17 protein-coding genes are annotated in these 22,566 nt (G+C 35.4%); 8 read left to right on the top strand and 9 right to left on the bottom strand.

Annotated elements, in window-relative coordinates; all coding sequences use genetic code 11:
- Positions 1–30: 30 nt before the first annotated feature.
- Entirely contained in the window at positions 31–708 is a 678-nt protein-coding gene (locus A3GM_RS0101140; RefSeq protein WP_018361544.1) for a DUF4230 domain-containing protein, read from the bottom strand.
- 221 nt (positions 709–929) lie between these two features.
- Between A3GM_RS0101140 and A3GM_RS0101145 the strand changes: the two genes are divergently transcribed.
- Complete coding sequence (locus A3GM_RS0101145) at positions 930–1,559, top strand: DUF4890 domain-containing protein (RefSeq protein WP_018361545.1); 630 nt, start codon at positions 930–932, stop codon at positions 1,557–1,559.
- Positions 1,560–1,727: 168 nt separating this feature from the next.
- Entirely contained in the window at positions 1,728–2,321 is a 594-nt protein-coding gene (locus A3GM_RS0101150; protein WP_018361546.1) for a DUF4738 domain-containing protein, read from the top strand.
- A gap of 272 nt (positions 2,322–2,593) precedes the next feature.
- Here A3GM_RS0101150 and A3GM_RS0101160 read toward each other — a convergent pair whose 3' ends face one another.
- Positions 2,594–4,111: an arylsulfatase gene (locus tag A3GM_RS0101160; protein WP_018361548.1), complete on the bottom strand. Its 1,518-nt coding sequence runs from the start codon at positions 4,109–4,111 to the stop codon at positions 2,594–2,596.
- Between the two features lie 205 nt (positions 4,112–4,316).
- Here A3GM_RS0101160 and A3GM_RS0101165 point away from each other — a divergent pair, with 205 nt between their 5' ends.
- The gene (locus A3GM_RS0101165) at positions 4,317–6,230 is read left to right on the top strand and encodes a heavy metal translocating P-type ATPase (RefSeq protein ID WP_018361549.1); all 1,914 of its coding nucleotides are present in this window, start codon (positions 4,317–4,319) and stop codon (positions 6,228–6,230) included.
- Between the two features lie 132 nt (positions 6,231–6,362).
- On the opposite strand, the gene uvrA is transcribed toward A3GM_RS0101165, so the two are convergent.
- Positions 6,363–9,209, bottom strand: a complete 2,847-nt coding sequence (gene uvrA, locus A3GM_RS0101170) for an excinuclease ABC subunit UvrA (protein WP_018361550.1) — start codon at positions 9,207–9,209, stop codon at positions 6,363–6,365.
- Between the two features lie 50 nt (positions 9,210–9,259).
- Complete coding sequence (locus A3GM_RS0101175) at positions 9,260–9,976, bottom strand: T9SS C-terminal target domain-containing protein (RefSeq protein WP_018361551.1); 717 nt, start codon at positions 9,974–9,976, stop codon at positions 9,260–9,262.
- Positions 9,977–10,071: 95 nt separating this feature from the next.
- On the opposite strand from A3GM_RS0101175, the gene A3GM_RS0101180 reads away from it, so the two are divergent.
- The 5 genes from A3GM_RS0101180 to pyk all read left to right on the top strand — a co-directional run bounded on the left by A3GM_RS0101180 (position 10,072) and on the right by pyk (position 16,805).
- Positions 10,072–11,436 carry a LysM peptidoglycan-binding domain-containing protein gene (locus tag A3GM_RS0101180; protein ID WP_018361552.1) on the top strand — a complete coding sequence of 455 codons (1,365 nt, stop codon included), beginning with the start codon at positions 10,072–10,074 and terminating at the stop codon, positions 11,434–11,436.
- Between the two features lie 3 nt (positions 11,437–11,439).
- Complete coding sequence (locus A3GM_RS0101185; RefSeq protein ID WP_025829736.1) at positions 11,440–12,186, top strand: porin family protein; 747 nt, start codon at positions 11,440–11,442, stop codon at positions 12,184–12,186.
- An 8-nt stretch (positions 12,187–12,194) separates the two neighbouring features.
- Positions 12,195–13,724 (top strand): peptide MFS transporter, encoded by a 1,530-nt coding sequence (locus tag A3GM_RS0101190; RefSeq protein ID WP_018361554.1) that lies wholly within the window; start codon positions 12,195–12,197, stop codon positions 13,722–13,724.
- 352 nt (positions 13,725–14,076) lie between these two features.
- On the top strand, positions 14,077–15,171 hold the full coding sequence (dinB, locus tag A3GM_RS0101195) for a DNA polymerase IV (RefSeq protein WP_044124358.1): 1,095 nt from the start codon (positions 14,077–14,079) through the stop codon (positions 15,169–15,171).
- 170 nt (positions 15,172–15,341) lie between these two features.
- Positions 15,342–16,805 carry a pyruvate kinase gene (pyk, locus tag A3GM_RS0101200; protein ID WP_018361556.1) on the top strand — a complete coding sequence of 488 codons (1,464 nt, stop codon included), beginning with the start codon at positions 15,342–15,344 and terminating at the stop codon, positions 16,803–16,805.
- Positions 16,806–16,918: 113 nt separating this feature from the next.
- Here the strand turns inward: pyk and recA are convergent, their stop codons facing one another.
- The 5 genes from recA to A3GM_RS0101225 form a co-directional block, all read right to left on the bottom strand.
- Positions 16,919–17,950 (bottom strand): recombinase RecA, encoded by a 1,032-nt coding sequence (gene recA, locus A3GM_RS0101205; protein ID WP_018361557.1) that lies wholly within the window; start codon positions 17,948–17,950, stop codon positions 16,919–16,921.
- Positions 17,951–18,050: 100 nt separating this feature from the next.
- Positions 18,051–19,244, bottom strand: coding sequence for a saccharopine dehydrogenase family protein (locus A3GM_RS0101210; protein ID WP_018361558.1), 1,194 nt, complete (start codon positions 19,242–19,244; stop codon positions 18,051–18,053).
- A 38-nt stretch (positions 19,245–19,282) separates the two neighbouring features.
- A complete protein-coding gene (locus A3GM_RS0101215; protein WP_018361559.1) occupies positions 19,283–19,888 on the bottom strand; it encodes a DUF6621 family protein in 606 nt (201 codons plus the stop codon).
- A 317-nt stretch (positions 19,889–20,205) separates the two neighbouring features.
- Positions 20,206–22,164 (bottom strand): YgiQ family radical SAM protein, encoded by a 1,959-nt coding sequence (locus A3GM_RS0101220; protein ID WP_018361560.1) that lies wholly within the window; start codon positions 22,162–22,164, stop codon positions 20,206–20,208.
- 114 nt (positions 22,165–22,278) lie between these two features.
- A complete protein-coding gene (locus tag A3GM_RS0101225; RefSeq protein WP_025829733.1) occupies positions 22,279–22,566 on the bottom strand; it encodes a hypothetical protein in 288 nt (95 codons plus the stop codon).

A 22,566-nucleotide genomic window follows, 5' to 3' on the forward strand; every position in this document is an offset into this window, starting at 1 on the left:
CTTAAAAGCAACTCTTTTATTTTATTAGATTTATTTTCCTGCTGATTCATTTCGTGTTATTGTATTGGTTATTAACGATGAAGCATTGTTGCTATTAAGTTCTTTTCTAAATGTTATTGTGATGTTTTCTTCCTTAAATCCTAAGCCAACAAAAATAGGTATGAGTGTTTTTGCTGCACTTATGCGTGCCAGTTCTAATACATCTAACTTAGGAATATCTTTTATTATTGCCTTTCTTCCTTCTTGTTCATAGTGTGCTAGCTCTTCATCTGTAAAGTTACTGCGCATAAGAGCAACATATTGTTTGATATTAGAATGATCTATGCGAGAAGAAGTAAGGGTTAATTGTGGATCGGGCAATATAATATTTATTTGATCTTTGTTGCGTATTATATTGGAAGAAGAAAAATTATTAAAGTCGACGTAGGCTTTAATTGTTGCATCAAGAGGTATGGCCAGCTTGCGTTGGCTTACAGGAAGCTTTACGTTAAACGATTGATTGAGAAATGTTCCTGATATTTCTTTATCATCGGTGTGGGTTATTATCTTTCTAACTTTTACTTCTGCAGAATATAAGCGAGAACATTTTTGAACCTGAGTAACTAACATTGGAATGGTGTCTATACTCTCAGGAGCATCTAATGTTTTATTCTTTTTACATCCTAATAATAGAAATACAAATAGAATAGCAATACTTAATACCTTCATACCTTTATGATTTGAGTCGATGCAAAGATAATAAAATAATGTAGAAATAAAATAATTAAGTACTTTATTTTATGAAAAAGTTTTATCTTTGCATCTGAAATAGTGGTAAACTATCATTTAATTACTTATTATATAGTAGGTGATATTGTAGAAAAGTGATATTTTAATGGTATAAATTGCTATAAATTTAAAATTAAGAATTAAAGAAAAGGAGATTTATTATGAAAAAAATGATGTTAGCATTGGTTGCAATGTTTGCGTTAAGCTCAGCAACTTTTGCTCAAGAATGTTGTAAAAAAGACGGAGAAAAGAAAGAAGTTAGTAAAGCAGATTTCGCTCAAAAGCGCACAGAACAAATGGCTGAACGCTATGGTTTAAATAGCGATCAAAAGGCAAAATTACTTGCTGTAAATACTGCTTTCTTTGAAAAATATGGCAAAAAATGCAATGGTTGCCCAAACAAAGAACAAGCAAACAAAGATTGTTGCGACAAAAAACAAGAAGCAAAGCAAGATTGCTGTAAAGACAAAAAAGAATGTTCAAAGAAAGACGAAGCAGCAAAAGGCGACAAAAAAGATTGTTGTAAAAAGGCTAATAACGGTCAGCCAGTAGCTAAAAAGTGCGAAAAGGACGGAAAAGAATGTTCTAAAGACGCTCAAAAAAAAGGCGAATGCCCAAAAAGTAGTTGTGAGAAAGAAAACAACAAAGAACAAGTAAAGGCTGATGTAGCAAAGTATAAGAGCGACTTAAAGCAAATCTTTACAAAAGAACAATACGAAAAATACGAGAATGATATAAAGGAAAGACAAGAACGTCTTAAAGCTGCAATGGAAAAGAAACAAGCAGAGTAATATTTCAACTCAATTGTTTTATTTATAACCTGTATTCATTCTTGAATTGAAGTTATAAACCGACACATTCCAATAAAAAAGAATGTGTCGGTCTTTTTTTACACTATTTCTTTGTATCTTTGCGCCCAAAATAATACTATTTTTATTTTAGTACAAATGAAAAGAATTATGAACAAGACGTTATTCTATGCCTTTTTTGTTGCGGCTTTTGCTCTTTTACAAGTTGGATGTGCCAAGAAAAAGGAAACAACCAACATTATAACTCATAAAGAGAAGAAACAAAAGCCTAAGCCAACACAAAAAGTGGGTGACTTTTCACAGACAAGAACCATCTCATGGTTAGGCAGTAATATTAGAATTACTACAGAACGTGTGGCGGATAAAAGTCTTTCTATTGTTCAAGATGAAAATGGAAATAAGTATTATGACAATAAAATCATATTGAAAATACAACGTGCTGATGGCTCAATGTTCTTAGAACGAGTGTTTTATAAATCAGATTTCTCTAAATTTATAGATGCTTCTGCGGATAAAACAACAGCTCTTCTAGGAGTCGTTTTTGATAGAGTAGATGGCGATCACTTAATATTTGCTGCAAGTGTTGGTTCACCTGATAAAATAAGTGACGAGTTTATCCCACTTGTTTTGAAAGTTTCTAAATCAGGTAGCTTATCAATGTATAGAGATTCTCAAATGGATACCAACGATGGTAGCGTTCCAATAGGGGCAAATACTACTGATGAGGAAGAAGAAGGAGTATAGAACTAGATTATAAAAAGAAATAAAATAGAAAAGTAAATGGTAGCTTCTTATGTTGAGAAGTTACCATTTTTCTTGTTTATGTATTATAAAAACTCTTTCCATCATAACGTGGTTGTTTTTAAAGATTCTTCTTTTGCTATATAAAAACAATGCTTTCACATTGCAATAGTAATGTTCTTATAAGCAAAAAGTAATGCTTTTAAAATGTAAAAGCATTACTTTTATTATATGAATATAACTAATTAATTATCTGGATATTAATAAAAATAACCCTAATAGGGTAGCGTTACACTAAAATAAGGATTATCAGTGTGCTCTTTTTTAATGATATCTATCATCTTTTTCACGATATCGGGATGTTCATTGGCAATGTCATTATCCTCGTGAATATCGTTTGCTAGATTATAAAGATGAGGCTTTCCATGTTTAACCACTAACTTCCAATCATCCATTCTCACTCCAATTTGATTGGTTTCATCGAATTCCCAATATAAAAAGTCGTGCTTCTTTTGTCCTTTTTCTCCATAAAGAGTGGGCAGAATAGATATACCATCAAAATAATCAGTTTGCTTTTTGTTGCCATATTTCTTCTGAACATCTTTAATTCCAATCATCTCACAGAATGTAGGCATAACATCATAGAAGGCAAAAGGATGGTCATTAACTGTATTAGGTGTAACCTTTTTAGGATAGCTAACAATGAAAGGAATTCTTATTCCACCTTCATAGCATTGACGTTTCAAGCCTCTTAGCTTGCCATCTCGTCCAAAGAATGTAGGATCTGCGCCTCCTTCTTCGTGAGGTCCATTGTCACTGGTAAATATAATCATTGTATTTTCGTATAAACCTTGTTCCTTAAGCAACTCAATAATTTCTCCCACATAAGCATCTAAACGAGTAATCATAGCTGCAAATTGTGCATGTGTATACACTGAAGGATTGTATCTTGAACCTTCTTGCCCTCCCCAAGTCTTGTCGTTAAAGAACTTTTGTTTATAATGAGCAACGATAGAGTCGTCTGGTTGCACAAGTTCTGCATGTGGAAGAGTGTAAGTAAAGATGCCAAAGAAAGGCTTATTACTATTTTGATTCTTTATCCACTCAAGAGCTTTTTGATGAATCAAGTCTGCAGAATATTGTGGTCTTTTAAAATAATCCTTTCCAAACATCGGATATTTAATATTCTCTTCCAAAACAACTCTTGTGGTTTCCTTATCTCCAAGTTGCTTACTAAATCTATTTAAGAAGTTTGGATAATAGAGATGTGCTTGAAATTGGCATATAAAACCATAAAATTCATCAATTCCTCGCTTATCTGGTGTAGATGAAGAACCTTCGTATCCGCCAGCCCATTTACCAAACATTCCAGTATTATAACCATTATCTTTCATTATTTCGGGCAAGATAATGTGATTTGGATTATAAGGATGTTGACCTACAACAGAAAAGTCTTCATTATTAAGATACTTTACTTTTGGAACGTTTTTCCAATATTCTTTATTTCCACGAACCTCACAATGGCCTGTGTGTTGACCTGTCATTAGAGACGCACGAGATGGTGCACTCACTGGACTTCCTGCGTATGCTTGAGTGAAACGCATTCCATTCTTTGCCAATTTATCAATATTGGGGGTCGAAATATAAGGTTGTCCATAGCAACCAAGGTCGCCATAGCCCATATCATCACACATAATAAAAATGATGTTTGGTTTATTCTTAACTTTTGAATAGGCGTTTTGAGCCAATAAAGATAATCCACCTAGGAAAAATATTACTTTAGATTGTTTCATAAAACGAGTATAATAGCGTGTTTAGAGTGTAAAGATAGCTATTTATTTTGTTTTTATAAGTATCTTTGTAAGTGTTTTTTCAGAATACCATTGTTATACATCAATAAACTACCCCGCTATGTAATTTTGTTGAGTTTTATGGTGCTTATGGTATGATATTTGATGCTTTTCCTATCAAGAAATAAAATAACATAGGAGATTAATTATGGATAAAAAGCAAATACCCGTTATTGGAATGTCTTGTTCTTCATGCTCTGCGCATGTAGAAAAGAAGTTACAATCATTAAAAGGAATCAAAACTGCTTCAGTTTCGTTGCCAATGCGCAGTGCATCTGTTGAATATGATCCCGAAATGATTACTCCTGAGGATATGAAAAAGGAAATTCAAGCTTTGGGATATGATTTGATTTTAGATGAAGAAAAATCAGTAACGGAGATTGAAAATAGAAGTTATAAGTCATTAGTAAATAAAACTATAGCTTCTTGGGTGTTGTCAATATTGTCAATGGCAGTGTCTATGTCGTGGATTTCTATTGGAGATAAGAGTGCCACCTTGCAAGTGTTGTTCATTATCTCATTAATAAATATATTATATTGTGGAAGACAATTCTACATTGTTGCAATAAAACAGTTGTTGCATAGATCTGCCAATATGGACACGCTCATTGCTTTAAGTACATTTATTGCATTTGCTTTTAGTGCTTTAGTCACCTTTGGAGCATCTACAAACACCTTCTTATCTCATTTAAATGGACATGTTTACTATGATGCTTCGGTAATGATTATTACCTTTGCACTTACTGGTAGAGTGTTAGAAGAGCGTGCCAAGAAAAGTACTTCTACTGCCATTCGTTCTCTATTAGGTTTAACTCCTAAAGTAGCACATGTGGTAGATGAGGGTAAAATTATTGATGTTCCCTTGTCAACACTGCAACGAGGAGATATTATTGAGGTGCGAATGGGAGAGAAGGTACCCGTAGATGGTGTTATTACAGAGTTAAAAACACCTGAAGTGTTTATTGATGAGAGTATGATAACGGGTGAACCTATTGCTGTATCGAAAAGAATTAAGGATAAAGTGCTTGCTGGAACAATGAATAAAAAAGGAACATTGTTATTTAAAGCACAACAAGTGGGCGAGAAAACAATGCTTGCAAACATTATAAAAATGGTGCAAGAGGCTCAAAACTCCAAAGCCCCTGTTCAACGAATTGTTGACAAAATTGCATTGATTTTCGTTCCTATAGTTCTTTGTTTGGCACTCATAACATTCCTTGTGTGGTACTTTATTGGTGGACCTGACATGCTAGCAAATGCCATTTTGGCAGCAGTTGCAGTGTTAGTGATTGCTTGTCCGTGTGCAATGGGACTTGCAACGCCTACCGCTTTGATGGTTGGAATAGGTAAAGCTGCAGAAAATAGTATCTTAATAAAAGATGCAACAGCCTTAGAGAATATTAAGAATATCAATGCAATAGTTATCGATAAGACGGGAACATTAACCATTCCTAATCCTGATGTCGATTTCACTCAATCTTCAAACCTCTCTTTTGAAGAAAGAGAATCGTTAAAGCCTCATGCAAAAGAAGCGATGGAGCAATTACAAGGCATGGGCATTGAAGTGCACATGATGACGGGTGATAATGATGAGGCAGCGCAATATTGGGCAAATAAAGCTGGTATTAAGCATTTTAAGAGTAAAGTATTGCCTCAAGATAAAGAAACATTGGTTCGTAGTTTGCAACAAGAAGGAAAGAAGGTGGCAATGATTGGTGATGGAATAAACGACAGTCAGGCTCTTGCTGCCGCTGATGTTAGTATTGCAATGGGCAAAGGAACAGACATAGCAATAGACATAGCACAAGCAACTTTGATGGGAACAGACTTGAGAAAAATTGTTAGTGTCATAACGCTTTCAAAGAAAACGGTGGCAACAATACATCAAAATTTGTTTTGGGCATTCATTTATAACCTTGTATGTATACCACTTGCTGCGGGCGTACCTTTGCTCTTTGGTTTGCATTTCGTTATTACTCCAATGTGGGCAAGTGCGCTAATGGCATTGTCTAGTTGTAGTGTTGTACTTAATAGTTTGCGATTAAAGAGTGTACACCTTTAATGATTAGATAATAAAAGAAGATTGTTCTTATTAAAATGCTTTCTCTTTTACACTAGAATATCAATAAAAAGTCCCCCAAATAAATGGTTTGGGGGACTTTTATTAATAGGACTTGTCTAATATTGATGATGTTTATTCCTTTGTATATTTGCCATTCTTTAATTCTTCTGCAATGAAAGGCGATGTAAATCCGTTTTTGTTTTTAGCCACTTCTTCAGGAGTTCCGCTTGCAAGGACATAGCCTCCGTTGCGTCCTCCCTCTGGTCCCATATCAATAATGTGGTCTGCTAATTTGATAACGTCAAGGTTATGCTCAATAACAAGTACTGTATTTCCTTTATCAACAAGCTTTTGTAGCACTTCCATTAATATTCTAATGTCTTCAAAATGCAAACCAGTTGTAGGCTCATCAAGGATAAACAAAGTCTTTCCAGTATCCTTCTTACTGAGTTCTGTTGCAAGTTTTACACGCTGACTTTCACCTCCTGAGAGGGTAGTAGAGGGCTGTCCTAATTTTATATAGCCTAATCCTACATCTTGAATGGTTTTTATTTTGTGTAGAATACTTGGTACATTTTCAAAGAATTCCACTGCCTGATTGATGGTCATGTCGAGTACATCGGCAATACTTTTACCCTTATAGCGAACTGCAAGTGTTTCTCTGTTGTAGCGTTTACCATGACAAACTTCGCAAGGAACGAGTACATCAGGTAAGAAGTTCATTTCTATTGTTTTGTAACCATTTCCTCCACAGGTCTCACAGCGTCCTCCTTTTACATTAAAAGAGAATCTACCTGGTTTATAGCCTCTTATCTTTGCTTCAGGAAGATTGACAAAAAGGGCTCTAATATCACTGAATACGCCTGTATAAGTGGCAGGATTACTGCGTGGAGTTTTGCCCAATGGGGATTGATCTACAGTGACAACCTTATCTACATTCTCAAGTCCTTCAATGCTTTTATAAGGCATTGGCTTTTTAAGAGAGTTGTAGAAATGCTGTGACAAGATGGGTTGAAGGGTTTCATTAACAAGAGTAGACTTACCAGAACCAGAGACTCCGGTGACCAAAATGAGCTTTCCTAATGGGAATTCAACATCTACATCTTTTAGATTATTACCGCTTGCGCCATGTAAAATGATGCTTTTACCATTACCTTTTCTGCGTTTTGAGGGGATTTCAATATTAAGTTCTCCATTTAAATAGCCTGAAGTAATGGTGTTTTTTTTAAGCATGTTGGGTACATCTCCTTGGTAAACAACTTCTCCTCCCTTTCTTCCTGCACGTGGACCGATATCGATTACATAGTCAGAATGAAGTATCATGTCCTTATCATGCTCAACAACTATAACTGTATTTCCAATGTCTCTTAGGTCTTTGAGTGATTTAATTAGGCGCTCATTGTCTCGTTGGTGAAGTCCAATACTAGGCTCATCAAGAATGTAAAGCACATTAACAAGCTGTGAACCAATTTGAGTCGCAAGGCGAATTCGTTGGCTTTCTCCTCCCGAAAGTGATACCGATTGTCTGTTCAAAGAAAGGTAATCCAATCCTACATCCAATAAAAATGAGACACGAGTTTTTATCTCTTTAATGATTTCTCGTGCGATAGTTTCTTGCTTTTTATCTAGATGTTGATTCAAATTGTCTAACCATTCCTTTAATTCTGATATGTCTAAGTTGGCAACTTCTGCAATGTTTTTATCCGCAATACGATAAGATAACGATTCTTTCTTTAAGCGCATGCCATCACATACGTTACATTTTGTGGTAGCTAAGAATTGATCTGCCCATTTCTTTCCTGTGGAACTCTCATCACTTTCCATCACAGTTTGAAGGTATTTAATGATACCATCGAAAGGAATAAAGTAGTCAGAAGAAGTCTTAACGATATCCTTTGATATTCTAATATTCTCCAATGAACCATATAATATCTCATCAATTGCTTCTTGAGGAATATCTTTAAAAGGAGTTTTTATATTGACATCGTATTTCTGAAGAAGTGCATCTATCTGCCAAAATATCATCTGATTCTTGTATTTTCCTAAGGGACTAATAGCTCCTTCGTGAATACTTAGCTCTGGATTAGGTATTACTTTCTTCAAAGAAATTTCGTTAACACGTCCTAATCCCTTACAATGCGGGCATGCACCTTCAGGTGAATTGAATGAGAAAATGTTTGGAGCTGGCTCGCCATAAGATATTCCTGAGATAGGGTCCATAAGTCTTTTAGAGAAGTTTCTGGCATCTCCTGTTTCCTTATCTATAATCATTACAACGCCATCACCTTGCTTTAAAGCTAATCGAATGCTATTTTTTATGCGTTCAAAGTCCTTTTCTTTGACTTGAAGTTTATCGATAATCACCTCAATATTGTGGTTTTTATAGCGATCAACCTTCATTCCTCGCTTTATTTCTTCAATCTCTCCGTCTATTCGTATGTTAAGAAATCCCTTCTTTCTCATACTCTCAAAGAGTTCACGATAATGTCCTTTACGTTGTCTAACGAGTGGTGACAGAATATAAATACCTTTATTTAGGTATTCAGTTAGAATCATTTCAAGAATCTTTTCCTCTGTGTATTTCACCATTTTTTCGCCTGAAATGTAGCTAAAAGCAGTTCCAGCTCTAGCGTAAAGCAAGCGAAGAAAGTCGTAAATTTCGGTAGTTGTTCCTACAGTTGAGCGTGGATTCTTGTTTGTTGTCTTTTGTTCTATACTGATAACAGGGCTTAATCCTGTTATTTTATCAACGTCAGGACGTTCCATATTGCCTAAGAAATTTCTTGCATAAGCAGAGAATGTCTCTATATATCGTCGTTGTCCTTCTGCAAATATGGTGTCAAATGCCAATGAAGACTTACCAGAACCGGACAAACCTGTAATGACTGTAAGCTTGTTTCTTGGTATTTCTACATCAATATTTTTTAGGTTATGCACTCTTGCACCCCACACATTTATTTTATCGTCTTCTCTATTCATTCTTAAATATTGTCGTTGTTGCTTGCGTTTTTATTTACTATCAAATCACATTATGGTAGAGTTGAACCACTAGTTTCAGTGTACTCTCGTAGTAAATTTACATCTTTCTTAATTTTATACTTATATCCATCAGCTCCTTGAGCCTCGACTAATACAAAGTAAACACCTGCTTTTACATCCTTACCTCTATATTTTCCGTCCCAACCTTGTGAAGGATCAGACCATTCAAACAGCTTTTGTCCAAATCTATTAAAGATAATTGCTCTGAAAGAAACAATACTTCTATAACCTTCTTTGGCTTTATATATATCATTTATTCCATCACCGTTAGGAGAGAAAGCGTTAGGCATTTCCAGCTTACTTGTTGATATTGATATCTTGAAAGGAATGTTGTTTCCCCAATATTCTTTAGCAAATGCGATGGTATCATTATTCTTTGTGAAGGTTGCATACAATATAATGTTATGCGTTCCTGCTTTAGTAAAAGTATAGTTAGTATTCTCCTCATATCTAATAAGATAGGGAGAGTTACTTCCTTCTTCACTAAATCTCCATTCATAATGTGCTTCCCAACCTGTTGTTTGACTGCTATTGGCTTTAAACTCTACAGTTAGTGGTGCAGAACCTTGGTAAGAATCAATGTTCTCTCGTTCACCATTCTCTTGCACAATTGTTGCTTCTGGATTGATACTAGGAGCGGTTTGAGCCCACACTAGATTAGAAATAAAACAGAAGAGTGCAACAAGTATTTTATCTTTATAAATCATTATTCATACATATATTTATGCAAAAATAATCAATAAAGTTGATTTTGCAGTCTTTTTTTTGTATTTTTGCGCTAGATAAAATAAGGAAACACAGTATGAATAGACTCTTTAAATATTTATTATTATTAATTTTTATAGGTTCGTCTGCCGCTCTATTTGCTCAAAAAAGCAAGTTGAGAGATATGTATCAGGTAAAGAAAAAGGATACGATTTATGGCATTGCAAAGATGTATGGCTTAACTGTTGATGAGTTAGTGAGAGCTAATCCTGAAATGACTAAGCCAGATTACGTCCTTAAAAAGGATTCATATATTATGATTCCCTTTCATCAAGAGGAAGCCGTTGCCGCACCAGTAAAAGCAAATACCAATGCACCTAAGGTTCAAACTGTTGCAACTTCGAGCAAAAATGTAACTATTGGAGTGATGCTTCCATTGCATAATAATGATGGAGACGGTAGAAGAATGCTTGAATACTATCGAGGTGTGCTTATGGCATGTGATAGTTTGAAACTTCAAAATATATCTGTTCAAGTAAATACATGGAATGTTGATATCAATGTTGATATAAAACAATTCCTTTCAGAGCCTAATTTAGAAAAGTGTGACATTATCTTTGGCCCTTTATATTCTAAGCAAGTAAAGCCACTTGCAGATTATTGTAAGGCTAAAAAGATAAAGCTTGTAATTCCATTCTCAATCACTGGCAATGAAGTTGCAACCAATTCACAAATATTCCAAGTATATCAAAGCAACTCATTATTTAATGAAAAGGCAATAGAAGTATTCCTTTCAAAATTTAAATCGTATCATCCTATATTCATAGATTGTAATGATGCGTCTAGTGATAAAGGTATATTTACATTTGGATTGCGTAAAAAATTAGAAGAGCAGGGCATTAGCTACGGCATAACCAACTTAAAATCAAGTAATGAGATGTTTGCTAATGTGTTTAGTTCTACCAAACCTAACATCGTAATTCTTAACACAGCACGCTCTCCAGAGCTTAATTCTGCATTGGCAAAGCTAGATGCTTTATTGGCAAAAAGAAGTGATTTGAAGATTACAACTTGGGGATATACAGAGTGGTTGATGTACACTAAGGTTTATTCTGATTATTTCTTTAAGTACGATACCTATATTCCTACAACATTCTTCTTCAATCCTTGGCAAACAAGTACACGTGGATTAGAAGCTAATTATAAGCGCTGGTTCAATACTGATATGCAACAAGCACTTCCTCGTTTTGCAATAACTGGCTACGATCATGCACAATTCTTCATTAATGGAATTGTAAAATATGGTAAGAGCTTCACAGGTTCAACAACCGAAAATAGCTATAAAGCAGTTCAAACACCGCTACATTTCAAACGTGTAAGTAATGTAGGTGGATTGCAAAATACCAATTTTATGCTTGTTCATTATTTGAATAATCGTACCATTCAAACCATAAATTATTAAGAGATGCATTTAAAAAGAATCTTGTTCTTTGTTGTCTTATTATCTTGTTTCACAGCCTCTAAAGCGCAGATAGGAAAGCATCGCAACGATTTATCTGTGGGTGTGAATGGTGGTTTTGTGATGAGTAGGGTAAATTTCATGCCAACTGTAACACAAAGTCAATATCCAGGATTCACTGGTGGCTTATCTGTTAAGTATGTTTCAGAAAAGTATTTCAACACAATATGCTCTATTTATGGTGAAATAAACTATTCTGTGATAGGCTGGAAAGAGAACATTCGTGATGCAAATCGTCAACCCGTTATTAATTCAGTAACGTCAGTTGCCGAAGAATATCAACGCAATTTAGGATATATTCAGGTTCCTATTTTTGCCCATTTAGCGTGGGGGCGAGAGTATAAGGGAGCACAATTCTTCCTTAATTTAGGACCTCAATTTGGCTTCCTTATTAGCGAATCGACAACAACTAATTTTGACTTTAGTCAGAGAAACACTACAGATAGAGTAAATCAAACAGCGGCACAAGACACTTTAAGTGTTGAACATAAGTTCGATTATGGCATTGCTGCTGGTTTAGGTGTAGAGTATGTTGTTCCCAAAGTGGGTCATTTCTTATTAGAAGGACGTTATTATTATGGATTAGGAAATATCTTTGGAGATAGAAAGAAAGATTATTTCTCACGTTCAAATATCGGTAATATCGTTATAAAACTCACTTATTTATTTGATATAACCAAAACTAAAAAATAATAATAACTATGTTTGAAAATCAACCGAAAGGACTTTTTGCCTTAGCTTTGGCAAACACTGGCGAGCGATTTGGATATTACACCATGCTTGCTATCTTTGTACTTTTCTTGCAAGCAAACTTTGGATTCTCTTCAGCTCTTGCAGGAAATATCTATGGTATCTTCTTGGCTGCAGTTTACTTCCTACCATTTATCGGCGGAATTCTTGCTGATAAGTTTGGTTATGGCAAGATGGTTACTCTTGGAATCGTTGTAATGTTCCTAGGGTATATATTGCTTTCTTTGCCATTAGGTGCTACAACTGTTGCTGCTATTGCTATGTTTGCAGCTCTAGCAATGATTGCTTTAGGAACAGGACTCTTTAAAGGTAACTTGCAAGTAATGGTGGGTAATCTTTATGATGACCCTAAGTATGCAGATAAGAGAGATTCTGCTTTCTCTATTTTTTATATGGCAATCAATATTGGTGCATTGTTCGCACCAAGTGCTGCAGAAGCAATTATGAACTTTGTTCAAAAGAACTATGGAATAAGCGAGCAAGATTCTTATCATGCAGCCTTTGCCGTTGCATGTATTTCGCTCATCGTTTCTATGGCGATTTACTATGCTTGCCGTCGTACTTTCAAACATGTTGAAGGTGAAAAGAAAACTACTGCTACACAATCTGTTCAAAAAGAGAATGAAGTTGAAATTTCTAAAGAAGAAACAAAAGCACGTATTCAAGCACTTGTACTTGTATTTGCAGTGGTTATTTTCTTCTGGATGGCATTCCATCAAAATGGACTTACCCTAACATTGTTTGCTAAAGAGTTTACAACAAAGAATGTAACAGGTCTTCAAGGTATGGTATTCAATGTTTGGAACCTTGTTGCTTGTGTATTTATTGTTTACTCTTTGTTCGGTTTATTCCAATCAAAAACAAGTAAAGGAAAACTCATTTCAGCTTTAGTTTGTCTTCTTGCAGTGGCATTCTTAGTATTTGAATACTTCGAAGCAGGTGATGTTGAGTTCAAAGCTTCAATCTTCCAACAATTCAACCCATTCTTTGTTATTGCACTAACTCCAGTTGCAATGGGTGTATTTGGTTGGCTAGCAAAACTTGGTAAAGAGCCTTCTGCACCACGTAAGATTGCCTATGGTATGCTTGTCGCAGCGCTAGGATTCTTGATTATGTTCGTAGGTTCAATGAACTTATTAAGTCCTGTAGAGCAAACTGCAGCTGTAGAAGCTGGTACAGCTAGCTTTGTTTCACCCAACTGGCTTATCTCTACTTATCTAGTTCTTACCTTTGGAGAACTTCTATTGTCTCCAATCGGAATCAGCTTTGTATCTAAAGTGGCTCCACCTAAGTATAAAGGAATGATGATGGGTGGTTGGTTTGTGGCAACTGCGATTGGAAATTACCTAACAAGTATTCCTGCATTGCTTTGGGAAAAGACCTCTCTAACCGTCATTTGGGGTGTTCTTATTCTCCTTTGCTTCATTTCATTCATCTTTATCATGCTTATTATGAAACGTCTAGAAAAGGTTTCTAAATAATAAAATAAAGTATTTTTAATGATATAAGCGACTAGTCTTTATTCAAGATTAGTCGCTTTTTAATGCTCACTTTATAGCTTTTCTTTACCTCCTCATTTACTCTTCACTTTTACCTCTTTGTAATAATTCTCTTGTTACATTTTATTTCATTCTAAAAGCATAGAGTTTGCAATGTAATAGCATTGCTTTTATGATCTAATAGTGTTGCTTTTACAAGTCAAAAGCATTGATATTGAATTGAAGTAGAAAACTCTTCTTTTATAGGATATTATAATGATGTATGTAAAGCTTGTTGATATTAAAATGGATATAAAGGAGAATCTGCCCGCATTTTTTTCGTATCTTTGTGTGGATGTTAGGGCGAAAGATAATACATATAGATATGGATTCGTTCTTTGCTTCGGTTGAACAACGGGATAACGAAGAACTAAAAGGACAACCAATAGCCGTGGGTTCGGATACTATGCGAGGGGTAGTGAGTACTGCCAGCTATGAAGCACGAACCTTTGGGGTGCGTTCTGCCATGTCTGTTGTTAAGGCAAAGCAACTCTGTCCGCATCTTATTTTAGTTCCTCCACGCTTTAAAGCATATAAAGAGGTATCGAAAGCAGTTCATGAAATATTTCGTGAATACACAGAATTGATTGAGCCTTTGTCACTCGATGAAGCTTTCTTAGATATAACAGCTATCGCATCAACATTTGATGAGGCTATAAATATTGCACAAGAGATAAAGGATAAAATACAAGAACGTACCCAATTAACGGGTTCTGCGGGCATTTCGTATAACAAATTCTTAGCAAAGATAGCATCAGACTATAATAAACCTAATGGACTATTTGTGATTACAGAAGCTGAAGCACCTGGTTTTATTGACAATTTATTAGTGGAACGTTTTTGGGGAGTGGGTAGAAAGACAACCATTCGATTGCATCGTATGGGCATTTTTACTGGTAAAGATTTGAAAAACTTATCGCTAAAGCGGTTAAACGATATCTTTGGTAAGATGGGAAACCTATATTATAACTTTTCAAGAGGAATAGATAACCGAATTGTAGACATTAATAGTGTACGCAAATCTGTGGGTTGTGAGTGTACTTTTGAAAAGAACTTACAAGATAAAAGTGCGCTTACCATTGAGTTATATCATCTTGTTTTAGATTTAATTCATCGTATAGAAAAGATACAATTTAAAGGGAAAACATTAACTTTAAAGGTGAAATATGCCGATTTTCATCAGATAACACGGAGTGTGACGAGTCTAGATGCCTACGATACGAAGAACAGAATTCTGCCAGCAGCAAAGAAACTGCTATTTGATATCAAGGGTTTTGATTATTCAATTCGCTTGATGGGCTTGTCTGTTTCTAATCCTTCAACTACCGACCTGCATGAGGAAACAAATCAATGGCAAGAAGGGGAGTTATTTGTTGATGAACTTTTATAATAAAAGGCTTTGTAAATTAGAAATGGATTGATAAAAATCTTCAAAGAGATAAATTGCGAAATAACATGGGTTTACGAGATATTTTATAGCGAGGTTGATCGATATCTCAAAAAAAATATGTAGATTTGCAATATATTATTTTTTATTCTAAATTTCAATACATAACATATATGAAACAAACCAAAATAGTTTGCTCGATTAGTGACTTTCGTTGTGATGAAGACTTTCTAAGAAAGCTCTTTTTTGCAGGAATGAATGTCGTTCGAATGAACACCGCACACGCACCCGCTGAAGGTATTAAAAAGATTATAAAGAATGTTCGTGCTGTTTCTCCACATATTGCTTTATTGATAGATACTAAAGGTCCTGAAATTAGAACAACATCTGTAGATGAACCAATTCAATATCATATTGGTGAGAAAGTGAACATCTATGGTTGTCCTGATAAACTTACTACACACGACCATATTAATGTTTCTTACACAGAAATCGTAAGAGACGTGAAAGTAGGAGATCATATCTTGTTTGATGATGGTGCATTGGATATGTTAGTAACAGGTAAAGAAAACGACCATCTTCTTGTTGAAGTACAAAACGAAGGCGTTTTAGGTGCTCGTAAGAGTGTGAATATTCCTGGAGAACATATCGACCTTCCTGCATTAACAGAACGTGACAAAGAAAACATTCTTCTTGCTATTGAACAAGATATTGATTTCATTGCTCACTCATTTGTACGCTCGGCAGCTGACGTTAAAGCTGTTCAAGATATCTTAGATGAACACGGAAGTGATATTAAAATTATCTCAAAGATTGAAAACCAAGAAGGAGTTGATAACATAGATGAGATTATTGACGCTTCGTATGGTATAATGATTGCTCGTGGTGACTTAGGTATTGAGGTGCCAATTGAATGTATTCCAGGTATTCAACGCTCTATTATACACAAATGTGTGTTGAAGAAGAAACCTGTAATTGTTGCGACTCAAATGTTGCACACTATGATTAATAACCCAAGACCAACACGTGCAGAGGTTACCGACATTGCAAATGCTATCTATTATCGTACTGATGCTTTGATGCTTAGTGGTGAAACTGCTTCAGGAAAGTACCCTGTTGAAGCTGTAAAGACAATGGCTGCTATTGCTGAACAAGCTGAAAAAGATAAGATGAGAGAGCACGATATCGATCCAGTTGCTGACGTAACAGATCAAAGAGAGTTCCTTGCCCGTGCTGCAATTGAGGCAACTCAGCACTTAGGTGTTAAGGGAATTATCACTGATAGTGAAACAGGACAGACCGCAAGAGCACTTGCTTCATTTAGAGGACCTACTCCTGTACTTGCTATTTGCTACAAAGAAAAGACTCAACGTTTATTAAATTTGAGTTATGGAGTTATTCCTGTTTATCAAAAAGAACATGTTTCTTCACAGCATACTTTCATTGCTGCGCTCAGAATGTTAATACAAAAGCACTACTTAGAGCTTGATGATAAGATTGCATATCTTAGCGGTTCGCTTGGAGCTGGTAGCGGAACAAGTATATTAGAGCTAAATAAAGTACGCTCAGTGTTTGATAGAAACTATACATTTCACTTGCCAGATCAATTCCAAGACTCAAAAAATAACAAAGAATAAATAGGTAATAAAAACCTATTTATTCAATAGATTGAAAAATAAGTGTACAAAATAAGAAAGCGATGACATTATAATAACGTCATCGCTTTTTGTTGTTTTGTAGCAACTTGTTTTTATTTCTTTTCGTTGCGAATGGCTTCTTTGATTAAATCTTCAATCTCTTCGCATAATTCGGGATTGTCTTTCAATAGCTTTTTCGCAGCATCTCTTCCTTGACCGAGTTTAGATTCTTTATAAGAGAACCATGAACCGCTCTTTGTTATGATGTTATGTTCAACGCCAAGATCGATGATTTCACCTATTTTAGAGATACCTTCGCCATACATAATATCAAATTCTGCCTTCTTAAATGGCGGAGCTACCTTGTTTTTAACCACCTTTACACGTGTTTCATTACCGATAGGTTCATCTCCATCCTTTATTGCTGTACCACGTCTAATATCTAAACGCACGCTAGAATAGAACTTCAAAGCGTTTCCACCCGTTGTTGTTTCAGATGGACCGTATGTTACTCCAATCTTATCACGTAGCTGATTGATGAAGATACATGTTGTATTTGTTTTGTTGATGGTGCTTGTTAGCTTTCTAAGAGCTTGGCTCATAAGGCGTGCTTGCAATCCAACATTGTTGTCACCCATATCTCCATCGAGTTCTTTCTTAGGTGTAAGAGCTGCAACTGAGTCGATAACTACAATGTCAACAGCAGAAGAACGAATCAATTGATCTGCAATTTCAAGAGCTTGTTCACCTGTGTCTGGTTGCGAGATCCATAGCTCATTGATATTAACTCCAAGCTTTTCAGCGTAAAAACGATCGAAAGCATGTTCCGCATCGATAAATGCTGCAACGCCACCAGCCTTTTGTGCTTCTGCAATAGCATGTATAGCAAGAGTTGTTTTACCTGAAGATTCAGGGCCATAGATTTCTATAATACGTCCTTTGGGGTAGCCTCCGACACCTAAAGCGAGGTCAAGTCCAATACTACCTGTAGGGATTACATCGATATTCTCAATGTTGTCATCTCCCATACGCATAATAGCACCTCGTCCAAAGTCTTTCTCTATCTTTGCCATTGCGGCTTGTAGAGCTTTTAGTTTATTTTCTTGTAAACCCTCTTGTGGGCTCTTTTCTTTTTCTTTAGCCATGTTTGTTTTTCTAACTAGTTTAAAGTTTATAATTTATAATGAAATAAACAACCTCACAAAGAGGTGTGTTTATCTCATTAATATATTGTGGTTTAGATTCTTATAACTCAAGATCTCCGTTAAATACTTCATGCCATGGGAGTCCTTGTTTGTTGAGTTCTTCCATGAATGGATCTGGATCAAACTCCTCAACATTCCACACACCAGGTCTTTTCCATAAGCCTTTGAAGAACATCATGGCTCCAATCATAGCAGGAACTCCTGTTGTATAGCTAACTCCTTGCATACCCGTTTCATTATAAGCGTCTTGGTGTTTGCAGTTGTTATATACATAATAAGTAAGTTCTTTACCATCTTTAATACCACGAATTCTACAACCAATACTTGTTTCTCCTTCGTAGTTCTCACCTAAGTCTTGTGGGTTAGGTAATACAGCCTTCAAGAATTGCAATGGAACAATTTGCTGACCGTTATAATCAATGGGCACAATACTTGCCATACCGATATTCTCTATCACTCTAAGGTGATTGATATATTGTTCTCCGAAGGTCATCCAGAAGCGAGCTTGCTTAATAGTTGGATAGTTCTTTACCAAGCTTTCGAGTTCTTCATGATGAAGAAGATAACTCTCTCTAGGACCAATATTAGGATAAGTTAGTGGCTGGTGGATTTCCAATGGTTCAGTTTCAATCCATTGACCATCTTTATAATAAAGTCCTTTTTGAGTGATTTCACGAATATTTATCTCAGGGTTAAAGTTGGTGGCAAATGCTTTATGGTGATTACCTGCATTGCAATCAACAATATCTAGATAGTGAATTTCATCGAAATAATGCTTAGCAGCGTACGCTGTAAAGATACCAGATACACCTGGATCAAAGCCACATCCAAGGATAGCAGTTAAGCCTGCGTCTTCAAAACGCTTCTTATATGCCCACTGCCAGCTATACTCAAAGTGTGCTTCATCTTTGGGTTCATAGTTCGCAGTGTCCAAATAATTAACCCCACATGCTAGACATGCCTCCATAATTGTTAAGTCTTGATAGGGGAGAGCCAAGTTTATTACGAGTTCAGGTTTGTAACTATTGAATAGTTCTTTTAGCTGTTCAACATCATCAGCATCAACTTGTGCTGTCTTAATGTTTGGGTTTCCTATTGCTTTTACAATTTGATCACATTTTTCTTTGCGACGAGAGGCGATCATAAATTCAGTAAAAACATCGGCATTTTGTGCGATTTTGAATGCAGCAACAGTAGCAACACCACCTGCACCAATCATTAATACTTTTCCCATATTTGTTATATTGTTATTATTTTGTTTATTTCTTGATACTAATCTTTTAACTCTGAGCCTTTAATTCCGAGTGCACTCATTAGCGAATAACCAAGAATCTCTTGTTTAAAGTTACCGCCTGGCATTGGTTGCATAGCAAAAAGAGTGATTTTTTTGTTCTCGTCATCAACTCTGTTAAGTGTCATTCTTAAGTCATTCCACAACGCTTCTTTTTCGTGATTAGGAATAATCATTACTCGTTTAACGTTGGCATGATTGCATATTGTTGATGTTATATCTGTAAAGAGAGCATCTTTCTCAACGATTTCTTCATAAGGAAACGAAGAAATAACGAATTCTCCAAGATGATCTTTAAATGCTTTTTGGTTGAGTTCTTCTTCGAAATTAGAGGGAGTAAAGTTATTTAATTGCTTTGAATTTTTATCGTGCAGCAGAATCACTTGAATGTTATTTTCTCCTTCTCTTATTCCTCCATCTAATGCAATACAATCTAACCAATGAGCAAAATCTGCCTTAGGAATACGACGTTCAAGCATTCTTTCGAAGTTTACGGTAAGGTGAAAGGCTGTATTATCAATACATTCAGCATCGATAATGATAACATTTTCACTCCAACTTTCTGTATTTAAAAGATTATTTTCCATTAATGCAAAGATAATAAAAAAAGATCATATGACACCTTATTATGTTTATTGTTTTTACTTATTAAATTATTCGTTTATAAAAGCAATGAAATTAGGGCGTAAAAACAATGTAATTAGAAGATAAAAGCATTGCTTTTAAGGAGTAAAAGTGATGCAGTTAGAATGGGAGAAAAATGGAGGAATAGAAAAAGAGTATTATTGCTGTTTTGTAAATACATTGCAATAATACTCTTATTAAAACTTTAATGTAAGTCTTATAAGTAATTCGATATAAGTTATTTAAACTTATCTCGTATAAAGATCTTTTATTCTTGTTATCAATTCCTTTTTCTTCTTCCTTCTTTTTTGTTGTTTTTAGGAGCGAAGTTGGGATTATATGACTTCTTTTCGTTTGGTTTATTCTTGTGTTCAGAACTCTTTCTAGGATTGTTAAACTTTGGAGCTGGAGTCTTATCGAAAAGTTGTTGAATGAGGTCTGCACGACCAATCTTTCTTAATTCCTGTTCGATACCTCTTCGCTCTTCAGGTTTATACCAGAAGAAGAATTGTCTTTGTGCTAATTTTTCTTTTGGAGTTTTAGCACTATAGATAGGCTCTAAAGTATAAGGATGATAGCCCGTGTACCACGCTTCGGTACTTACTGTCATTGGAGTAGGGGTAAAGTCTTGTATTTGTTCTAGCTTAAAGTCTAGATTTTTAGTCTTTACTGCCAAGTCTGCCATATCTTCCGGTTTGCAACCTGGGTGACTACTAATGAAATAAGGAATGATTTGTTGTTTTAAATTCTCTTCTCTATTAATTCTATCGAATATCTTTTTAAATTCATAGAATTGCTCAAAAGAGGGCTTTCTCATTAGTCCTAACACATCATCACTCGTATGTTCGGGAGCAACCTTCAAACGACCACTAACGTGTTTGGTGATAAGTTCGTGTATATACTCTTTTGCTGCAGCGTTAGTTTTATCATCTTTGCTCTTATGAAGCAATAAATCGTATCTTACACCACTACCAATAAAGCTCTTCTTTAAGCCTGGTAGGGCATCAACCGCACGATAAATCTCTAATATTTTAGTGTGGTCGGTATTTAAATTAGGACAAATCTTAGGACTGATACACGAAGGACGTTTGCACTTTTCGCATACATTTAGGTTTTTACCTGCCATTCCATACATATTAGCAGATGGTCCTCCTAGGTCTGAAAGATATCCTTTAAAGTCGGGCATACTTATTATTTGCTTCACCTCTTTAATGATACTTTCTTTTGAGCGACAAGTAACAAATTTGCCTTGGTGAGCAGATATGGTACAAAAAGAGCAGCCTCCAAAACAACCTTGATGAATGTTTACCGAGAATTTGATCATCTCGTAGGCAGGAATACGTTTGTTTTTGTATTTAGGATGGGGCAAACGTGTATAAGGAAGGTCGAACATTGCATCGAGCTCAGCAGTGGTCATAGTTGGGAAAGGTGGGTTAACAACCGTATATTTTCCGTCTACCTCTTGCAGAAGTCGTTGTGCGTGCATCTTGTTAGACTCTTCTTCTATATACTTAAAGTTCTCTGCATGCGCTTTTTTATTTTGCAAACATTCTTCGTAACTATGCAAAATAATATCTTTATCTGTTATTCCTCCTTGTATATTATCTTTGCTTGAAAGATATACTGTTTGTGGAATTTCGGTAATTTTTTTGATGTTTCGACCTTGTTCTATGGCCTCAGCAAGAGCAAGAATAGATTTAGCTCCAACGCCATATAATAACATGTCTGCTCCAGAATCGCACAAAATAGATTTTCTAAGCTTGTTTTGCCAATAATCAAAGTGGGTTAAACGGCGCAGAGAAGCTTCGATTCCACCAATTACAACAGGAACATCAGGGAATAGTTTCTTTAATATTTGTGTGTAAACAATTGAAGGATAATCGGGTCTGCAATCGTGTCGTCCATCGGGACTGTATGCATCTTCAGATCTAAGTCGTTTGTTTGCAGTGTATTTATTCACCATAGAATCCATGTTTCCAGGCGAAACTGCAAAAAAAAGGCGTGGTTTTCCAAGCTTTTTAAAATCACGAAAATCCCCATGCCAATCTGGTTGTGGAACAATTGCGATGCGATATCCAGCCGCTTCTATTGAGCGTCCGATAACAGCAGGACCAAAAGAAGGGTGGTCTATGTATGCATCTCCAGTGAAGAGAATAATATCTAATTCGTCCCAACCACGTAAAGTACATTCTTTCTTTGTTGTGGGTAGGAAGTCAGTAAGTAAGTATTTGCTTTCCAAAACTATTCTATCGAAATTTGAACTCTAAGTAACTAATGTGTATAACAAATGATTTCACCTATTTATTAATAGGGAACAAGTCGCATTTGCTATGATTTTAATGCTAAATTATTTCTATGTTTCTTGAATATATAGTAATATAAGCTGATGAAGTCCAAAGGCTTTCATATACTTATGATATATTACATCAAGACAAAGGTCTAACAACTCTTTGCTTGTATTCTCTTCATTTCCTAAAAGAGAACGAATATTGAGTCGTAATTTATCTAATAAATCCTCATCGATAATTCCATTACTATCAACAAGGTTGCGAAACAATGAATATTTTTGTATTGTTTTGAGGTGCTCGTCGCTTACCTCAATAAACTTACTTCCACTTGAATTAGCTTGTATTTTATGAAT

This window comes from Hoylesella nanceiensis DSM 19126 = JCM 15639 (assembly GCF_000379965.1).
Lineage (GTDB): Bacteria > Bacteroidota > Bacteroidia > Bacteroidales > Bacteroidaceae > Prevotella > Prevotella nanceiensis.

Bases quoted from the DNA above. Each gene is read 5' to 3' on its own strand.
- A3GM_RS0101140 (WP_018361544.1), bottom strand. From the start codon at position 708: ATGAAGGTATTAAGTATTGCTATTCTATTTGTATTTCTATTATTAGGA.
- A3GM_RS0101145 (WP_018361545.1), top strand. From the start codon at position 930: ATGAAAAAAATGATGTTAGCATTGGTTGCAATGTTTGCGTTAAGCTCA.
- A3GM_RS0101150 (WP_018361546.1), top strand. From the start codon at position 1,728: ATGAACAAGACGTTATTCTATGCCTTTTTTGTTGCGGCTTTTGCTCTT.
- A3GM_RS0101160 (WP_018361548.1), bottom strand. From the start codon at position 4,111: ATGAAACAATCTAAAGTAATATTTTTCCTAGGTGGATTATCTTTATTG.
- A3GM_RS0101165 (WP_018361549.1), top strand. From the start codon at position 4,317: ATGGATAAAAAGCAAATACCCGTTATTGGAATGTCTTGTTCTTCATGC.
- uvrA (WP_018361550.1), bottom strand. From the start codon at position 9,209: ATGAATAGAGAAGACGATAAAATAAATGTGTGGGGTGCAAGAGTGCAT.
- A3GM_RS0101175 (WP_018361551.1), bottom strand. From the start codon at position 9,976: ATGATTTATAAAGATAAAATACTTGTTGCACTCTTCTGTTTTATTTCT.
- A3GM_RS0101180 (WP_018361552.1), top strand. From the start codon at position 10,072: ATGAATAGACTCTTTAAATATTTATTATTATTAATTTTTATAGGTTCG.
- A3GM_RS0101185 (WP_025829736.1), top strand. From the start codon at position 11,440: ATGCATTTAAAAAGAATCTTGTTCTTTGTTGTCTTATTATCTTGTTTC.
- A3GM_RS0101190 (WP_018361554.1), top strand. From the start codon at position 12,195: ATGTTTGAAAATCAACCGAAAGGACTTTTTGCCTTAGCTTTGGCAAAC.
- dinB (WP_044124358.1), top strand. From the start codon at position 14,077: ATGTTAGGGCGAAAGATAATACATATAGATATGGATTCGTTCTTTGCT.
- pyk (WP_018361556.1), top strand. From the start codon at position 15,342: ATGAAACAAACCAAAATAGTTTGCTCGATTAGTGACTTTCGTTGTGAT.
- recA (WP_018361557.1), bottom strand. From the start codon at position 17,950: ATGGCTAAAGAAAAAGAAAAGAGCCCACAAGAGGGTTTACAAGAAAAT.
- A3GM_RS0101210 (WP_018361558.1), bottom strand. From the start codon at position 19,244: ATGGGAAAAGTATTAATGATTGGTGCAGGTGGTGTTGCTACTGTTGCT.
- A3GM_RS0101215 (WP_018361559.1), bottom strand. From the start codon at position 19,888: ATGGAAAATAATCTTTTAAATACAGAAAGTTGGAGTGAAAATGTTATC.